The following is a 6510-nucleotide window of genomic DNA, read 5'->3' on the forward strand; positions in this document are numbered from 1 at the left end:
CGGCCAGCGCTGGCGCCATCAAACCACCGTGCTAGAATGCCGCCCGCATTTGTTTGTCACATCTGCACTGCCTGTCATAAAACCCTGCCAGGCATACGAGGGAGCTTGCGCAGCGATGCCAGGGCCTTGAATCAAGTCGGACCGCTGCGCACCAGGATTTATGAGACTCAAGCCCTTCCCTACCTTCCTTTATTTCCTTTGCCTGCCCGGCTTCGCAATCGCCGGGGAAAAGACCGTGTATGGCCTCAATGAGTACGCATCGCTCAATGGTATCGATCTGGAAGTGGCGGCCAAACTCGACACCGGGGCGAAAACCGCTTCCCTGAGTGCACGGGATATCAAACGCTTCAAACGCAACGGCGAGTCGTGGGTGCGCTTTTACCTGGCCATCGACGCCGCCCATTCGCACCCGATCGAACGCCCGCTGGCCCGTGTCAGCAAGATCAAGCGCCGGGCCGGCGACTACGACCCCGAAGAGGGCAAGAAGTACACCGCCCGCCCGGTGATCGAACTGGACATCTGCATGGGCTCGGCCCTGCGCAGCATCGAAGTGAACCTGACCGACCGCAGCGCTTTCCAATACCCGCTACTGATTGGCTCCGAAGCACTCAAGCGCTTCGATGCACTGGTTGACCCCAGCCTTAAATATGCTGCCGGCAAACCTGCCTGCACCACCGACGCTCATACCGCCGAGTAATTTCAATGCGCTCTCTTACCCTTCACCTGAAACTGCTGATCGCCATCCTGGTGGTGCTGGGCATTTCAGTTACGGCCTATCAGATCTTCGTGCTGGGCATCCCGGTGACCGAAGACGCCACCGACGACCTGTGGAACATCGACGCCAAGGTCGAGTTCGTCGCCAGTGCCAAGGACCCGGTCAAGATCCAGATGTTCGTGCCACCGCTGAGCCGCGACTTCGTCAGCCTCAACGAGAGCTTCATCTCCAACAACTACGGCGTGGCCGTGAACCGGGTCGACGGCAACCGCAAGGTCACCTGGTCGGCACGCCGGGCCAAAGGCAATCAGACGCTGTATTACCGCCTGGTGCTGACCAAGCGTTATTCCGGTGAGAAAGCCAAGATCAAAGGCCCGACCTTTCGCGACAGCATGACCATCGAAGGCCCGGAAAAAATCGCCGCCGAAGCCCTGCTCGCACCGATTCGCCAGCACTCGGCCGACGTCGAAACCTTTGTCGGCGAAGCCATCAAGCGGGTCAACAACCTCAACGATGACAACGTGAAACTGCTGCTGGCCGGTGATCCATCCACTGCGCACAAGGCGAAAATCGTCGAATTGCTGCTGTCCATCGCCCACGTGCCGATCGAGAAGGTCCACACCATCCGCCTGGTGGCCGACCAGCCGCAAATACCGGAGCTGTGGCTGCGCAGTTTCAATGGCACCGACTGGCTGTACTTCAACCCGGAAACCGGTGAACAGGGCCTGCCGACCGACCGCCTGCTGTGGTGGACCGGCGACGAAAACCTGATCACCGTCGACGGCGGCAAGAAAGCCAACGTGACCTTCAGCCTGAACAACAGCGAAATGAACGCCATTCGTCTGGCCAAGCTGACCGACGAAAACACCGACGCCAACTTCCTCGAGTACTCGCTGTACGGCCTGCCGCTGCAAACCCAGCAGACCTTCATGATCATGGTGATGATCCCGATCGGCGTGCTGGTGATCCTGATCCTGCGCAACCTGATCGGCATCCAGACCTTGGGCACCTTCACCCCGGTGCTGATCGCCCTGGCCTTCCGCGAAACCCAGCTCGGCTTCGGTATCGCGCTGTTTACCATCATCACGGCGCTGGGCCTGTCGCTGCGCTCCTACCTCGAACACCTGAAACTGCAAATGCTGCCGAGGCTGTCGGTGGTGCTGACGTTCGTGGTGGTGTTGATTGCGGCGATCAGTCTGTTCAGCCATAAACTTGGCCTGGAGCGTGGCTTGTCGGTGGCGCTGTTCCCGATGGTGATCCTGACCATGACCATCGAACGCCTGTCGATCACCTGGGAAGAACGCGGCGGTGGCCATGCCATGAAGGTGGCCATTGGCACACTGTTCGCCGCGTCCCTGGCACACCTGATCATGACCGTGCCGGAACTGGTGTACTTCGTGTTCACCTTCCCGGCGATCCTGCTGATCCTGGTGGCCTTCATGCTGGCCATGGGTCGTTATCGCGGTTATCGCCTGACCGAACTGGTGCGTTTCAAGGCCTTCCTGAAAAAGGCTGACGCCTGATGTTCGGCTTCTGGAAGACCTGGAAGGCCCTGGAAGCCCGGGGCATCATGGGGATCAATCGGCGCAACGCAGACTACGTGCTCAAGTACAACAAGCGCAGCCTGTACCCGATCGTCGATGACAAGATCATCACCAAGGAGCGCGCCATCGCCGCCGGCATCCATGTGCCCGAGCTGTATGGCGTGATCTCCACCGAGAAGGAAATCGACAATCTCGAGGAGATCATCGGCGCACGCAGTGACTTCGTGATCAAACCGGCCCAGGGCGCTGGCGGAGATGGCATCCTGGTCATCGCCGACCGTTTTGAAGGCCGATATCGCTCGGTGTCCGGCCGGATCATCAGCCATGAAGAAATCGAACATCAGATTTCCAGCATCCTGACCGGCCTGTACTCCCTGGGCGGTCACCGCGACCGGGCGCTGATCGAGTACCGCGTGATTCCGGACCAGATCTTCAAAAGCATCAGCTATGAAGGCGTGCCGGACATTCGCATCATTGTTTTGATGGGCTACCCGGTGATGGCCATGTTACGTCTGCCGACGCGCCAGTCCAACGGCAAGGCCAACCTGCACCAGGGCGCCATCGGTGTCGGCGTGGACCTGGCCACCGGCCTGACCCTGCGCGGAACCTGGCTGAACAACATCATCAACAAACACCCGGACACCACGAATGCGGTGGATGGCGTGCAACTGCCCTACTGGGACGGTTTCATGAAACTCGCCGCTGGCTGTCATGAGTTGTGCGGGTTGGGCTACATCGGTGTCGACATGGTCCTGGACCAGGAAAAAGGCCCGCTGATTCTGGAGCTCAACGCCCGCCCGGGGCTGAATATCCAGATTGCCAATGACTGCGGCCTGACGTTGCGTACTCATGCGGTCGAGGCGCGGCTGGAAGACCTCAAGGCTCGTGGCGTGACTGAATCGGTCGAAGAGCGCGTGGCGTTTGTGCAGGAGATGTTTGGGCATATTCCTGCAGTCGAAGGCTGATCCCTTGTGGCGAGGGGGCTTGCCCCCGTTGGGTTGCGAAGCAACCCCAAAAACCATCCAATTCAAGAGTATCAGGCAGACCTTGCCAGCCGATTTCACGACTGCTGCGCAGCCGAACGGGGCGGTGCGGCGTTCCGACGAGCCCCCTCGCCACAGGTTTCATACAGCCGCTGCAAACTTAGCTCTTTCCAACATCCCTCTAGGACCAAATCCTGCAGAGGACTACAATCGCCACCCCGCCTCGATGGCTGACTTCCCCCGCCCATGTTGACCTGTTCCGTACACCCGCTGCCCTATCGCGCCAACCCCGCCGAATATTTCGCGGCGATTCGTCATGCCCCCGGCGCCGTGCTGCTCGACAGTGGCCGCCCCAGCGCCGACCGCGGTCGCTATGACCTGCTCAGCGCCTGGCCGCTGGAACAATTGACGGTATCGCCCGACGAAAGTGGTGACGCTTTCCTGCAACGCCTGCGCGATAACCTGACACGCCTGGGCGAAGCCACTCTGCCGGCACCTTATGAGTTGCCGTTTGCCGGTGGATTGATCGGCTACCTGAGTTACGACTTCGGCCGGCATCTGGAGCGCCTGCCGAGCCAGGCGCGGGACGACCTGCATCTGCCCGACGCGCGTTTCGGCTTGTACACCTGGGCATTGATCAGCAATCACCTTTCGCAGACCAGTCAATTGGTGTTCCACCCGACTCTGCCCGACAGCGAGCGTCAGCGCCTGATCGACCTGTTTAGCCAGTCTGCGCCGGAAGTGGTCGCGCCCTTCAAACTGCTCACCCCGATGACTGCCGACCTGAGCGCTGACCAGTATCAACAGGCCATCGAGCGCATCCAGCAATACATTCAGGCCGGCGACTGTTATCAGGTCAATTTCGCCCAACGGTTTCGCGCACCCTGCCAGGGTGATCCGTGGGCCGCTTACTGCGCGCTGCGCGCTGCGTGCCCGACGCCTTTTTCCGGTTTCCAAAGCTTGCCTGACGGCGATGCCGTACTCAGCCTGTCGCCGGAACGCTTCGTCAAAGTCAGTCAGGGCCATGTGGAAACCCGTCCGATCAAGGGCACCCGCCCGCGGGGCCTGACGCCTGAGCAAGACACCGCGAACGCCGCCGAATTGCTGGCCAGCCCCAAGGATCGCGCGGAAAACCTGATGATTGTCGATCTGCTGCGCAATGACCTCGGTCGTACCTGCCGTACCGGTTCGGTACGGGTGCCGGAACTGTTCAGCCTGGAAAGCTATCCGAACGTGCACCACCTGGTGAGCAGCGTCACCGGTGAACTGGCGGATGAGCGCGATGCCATGGACCTGATCGCCGGCAGCTTCCCCGGCGGCTCGATTACCGGTGCGCCAAAGATTCGCGCCATGCAGATCATCGATGAGCTGGAACCGACCCGGCGCGGGCTGTATTGCGGTTCATTGCTGTACCTGGACGTGCGCGGCGAGATGGACAGCTCCATCGCCATCCGTAGTTTGCTGGTCAAGGACGGACAGGTGTGTTGCTGGGGCGGTGGCGGGATTGTTGCGGATTCGGAGTGGCAGGCTGAGTATCAGGAGTCAATCACCAAGGTGAAGGTGCTGCTCGAAACCCTGCAAAGTCTGTAATGCAGTACTTTTGTGGCGAGGGGGCAAGCCCCCTCGCCACAGGGGATCGAGTTACAGGCTCAACGTCCGGTTCGAAGCCTTGATGAACTCCTGCTTCAATGCTTCAAACGTGTGCACCGCCGGGAACTGCGGGAACTCACTGATCACGTTATCCGGCGCATGGAACAGAATCCCGGCATCGGCCTCGCCCAGCATCGTGGTGTCGTTGTAGGAATCCCCCGCCGCGATCACCCGGTAGTAGAGGCTCTTGAAGGCCAGGACCGACTGACGCTTGGGATCTTTCTGACGCAACTGGTAGCCAGTGACTCGCCCGCTATCGTCAGTAATCAGGCGATGGCAGAGCAAGGTCAGGAAACCCAGTTGACGCATCAGCGGCTGGGAGAACTCGTAGAAGGTGTCCGACAGGATCACCACCTGGAAACGCTCGCGCAGCCAGTCGACGAACTCGATGGCGCCGTCCAGCGGCTTGAGTGTGGCGATCACTTCCTGAATGTCGGAGAGCTTCAGGCCGTGCTCGTCGAGAATCCGCAGGCGCTGCTTCATCAGCACGTCGTAGTCGGGAATGTCCCGGGTGGTGGCCCTGAGGGATTCGATCCCGGTTTTTTCGGAGAAGGCGATCCAGATTTCCGGAACCAGCACACCTTCAAGATCCAGACAGGCAATTTCCACAAGACACTCCCATTTGTATTGATTATTGAGTCGAGCGAGCAAAAAGACTGCCGAACTCTAGCGACTCGGGCCTGCCTGCGCAACGCAGAGGATGCCCCGGCCCGTGCAGCTTTTTGTTACCATCGACCCCATATAGAGCGCCCAGCGCCACCGACCTATAGGAAGCCGCCCTGATGAGCCCAACGTTCGACGTCGTGGAACTCGCCACGACCTATGCCAACAAATCCGCCCAGGACATTCTGAAACTCGCTTTTGCCGAGTTCGGCGATGACCTGTGGATATCTTTCAGCGGCGCCGAGGATGTGGTGCTGGTGGACATGGCCTGGAAGCTGAACAAGAACGTCAAGGTGTTCAGCCTCGACACCGGCCGCTTGCACCCCGAGACCTACCGCTTCATCGATCAGGTGCGCGAGCACTACAAGATCGACATCGAGTTGGTGTCGCCGGACTACACGAAACTTGAACCGTTCGTGAAGGAAAAAGGCCTGTTCAGCTTCTACAAGGACGGCCATGGCGAATGCTGCGGCATCCGCAAGATCGAACCACTGCGCCGCAAGCTGTCCGGCGTGAAAGCCTGGGCCACCGGCCAGCGCCGGGACCAGAGCCCCGGGACCCGCAGCGCCGTCGCGGTGATGGAAATCGACACCGCGTTCTCCACCCCGGAACGCACCCTGTACAAGTTCAACCCGCTGGCGCAAATGACCAGCGAAGAGATCTGGGGCTACATCCGCATGCTGGAACTGCCGTACAACAGCCTGCACGAACGCGGTTTCATCAGCATCGGCTGCGAACCTTGCACCCGCCCGGTACTGCCAAACCAACATGAGCGCGAAGGCCGCTGGTGGTGGGAAGAAGCGACGCAGAAGGAATGCGGGCTGCATGCGGGGAATATCATCAGCAAGTCGAAAGACTGATCCCAAGCCTTGTGAAATCCCCCTGTGGGAGCGGGCTTGCTCGCGAAGGCGTCGTGTCAGTCGATGCATTTACTGACTGATACACCGCCTTCGCG

General features: G+C 60.1%; 6 protein-coding genes. 5 read left to right on the forward strand and 1 reads right to left on the reverse strand.

Going from position 1 to position 6510, the window contains the following annotated elements; translation table 11 throughout:
- Positions 1-160 precede the first annotated feature (160 nt).
- From KGA85_RS01350 to pabB, 4 genes are all read left to right on the forward strand, one after another.
- Positions 161-697: an ATP-dependent zinc protease gene (locus tag KGA85_RS01350; RefSeq protein ID WP_223461380.1), complete on the forward strand. Its 537-nt coding sequence runs from the start codon at positions 161-163 to the stop codon at positions 695-697.
- A gap of 5 nt (positions 698-702) precedes the next feature.
- Positions 703-2238, forward strand: coding sequence for an inactive transglutaminase family protein (locus tag KGA85_RS01355; protein ID WP_223542851.1), 1536 nt, complete (start codon positions 703-705; stop codon positions 2236-2238).
- On the forward strand, positions 2238-3224 hold the full coding sequence (locus KGA85_RS01360) for an alpha-L-glutamate ligase-like protein (protein ID WP_223461376.1): 987 nt from the start codon (positions 2238-2240) through the stop codon (positions 3222-3224). The genes KGA85_RS01355 and KGA85_RS01360 overlap by 1 nt, the downstream gene beginning before the upstream one ends.
- A gap of 264 nt (positions 3225-3488) precedes the next feature.
- Positions 3489-4832 (forward strand): aminodeoxychorismate synthase component I, encoded by a 1344-nt coding sequence (gene pabB / locus KGA85_RS01365; RefSeq protein WP_223533932.1) that lies wholly within the window; start codon positions 3489-3491, stop codon positions 4830-4832.
- A 51-nt stretch (positions 4833-4883) separates the two neighbouring features.
- Here pabB and thrH read toward each other — a convergent pair whose 3' ends face one another.
- The gene (gene thrH / locus KGA85_RS01370) at positions 4884-5501 is read right to left on the reverse strand and encodes a bifunctional phosphoserine phosphatase/homoserine phosphotransferase ThrH (protein WP_223461372.1); all 618 of its coding nucleotides are present in this window, start codon (positions 5499-5501) and stop codon (positions 4884-4886) included.
- A 173-nt stretch (positions 5502-5674) separates the two neighbouring features.
- Between thrH and KGA85_RS01375 the strand changes: the two genes are divergently transcribed.
- Positions 5675-6415: a phosphoadenylyl-sulfate reductase gene (locus tag KGA85_RS01375; protein WP_095197272.1), complete on the forward strand. Its 741-nt coding sequence runs from the start codon at positions 5675-5677 to the stop codon at positions 6413-6415.
- Positions 6416-6510: the final 95 nt, after the last annotated feature.

Source organism: Pseudomonas sp. GL-B-12 (assembly GCF_019955895.1).
GTDB lineage: Bacteria > Pseudomonadota > Gammaproteobacteria > Pseudomonadales > Pseudomonadaceae > Aquipseudomonas.

What these genes read in the sequence shown, in the direction of transcription:
- KGA85_RS01350 (WP_223461380.1), top strand. Translation starts at nt 161, where the DNA reads ATGAGACTCAAGCCCTTCCCTACCTTCCTTTATTTCCTTTGCCTGCCC.
- KGA85_RS01355 (WP_223542851.1), top strand. Translation starts at nt 703, where the DNA reads ATGCGCTCTCTTACCCTTCACCTGAAACTGCTGATCGCCATCCTGGTG.
- KGA85_RS01360 (WP_223461376.1), top strand. Translation starts at nt 2,238, where the DNA reads ATGTTCGGCTTCTGGAAGACCTGGAAGGCCCTGGAAGCCCGGGGCATC.
- pabB (WP_223533932.1), top strand. Translation starts at nt 3,489, where the DNA reads ATGTTGACCTGTTCCGTACACCCGCTGCCCTATCGCGCCAACCCCGCC.
- KGA85_RS01375 (WP_095197272.1), top strand. Translation starts at nt 5,675, where the DNA reads ATGAGCCCAACGTTCGACGTCGTGGAACTCGCCACGACCTATGCCAAC.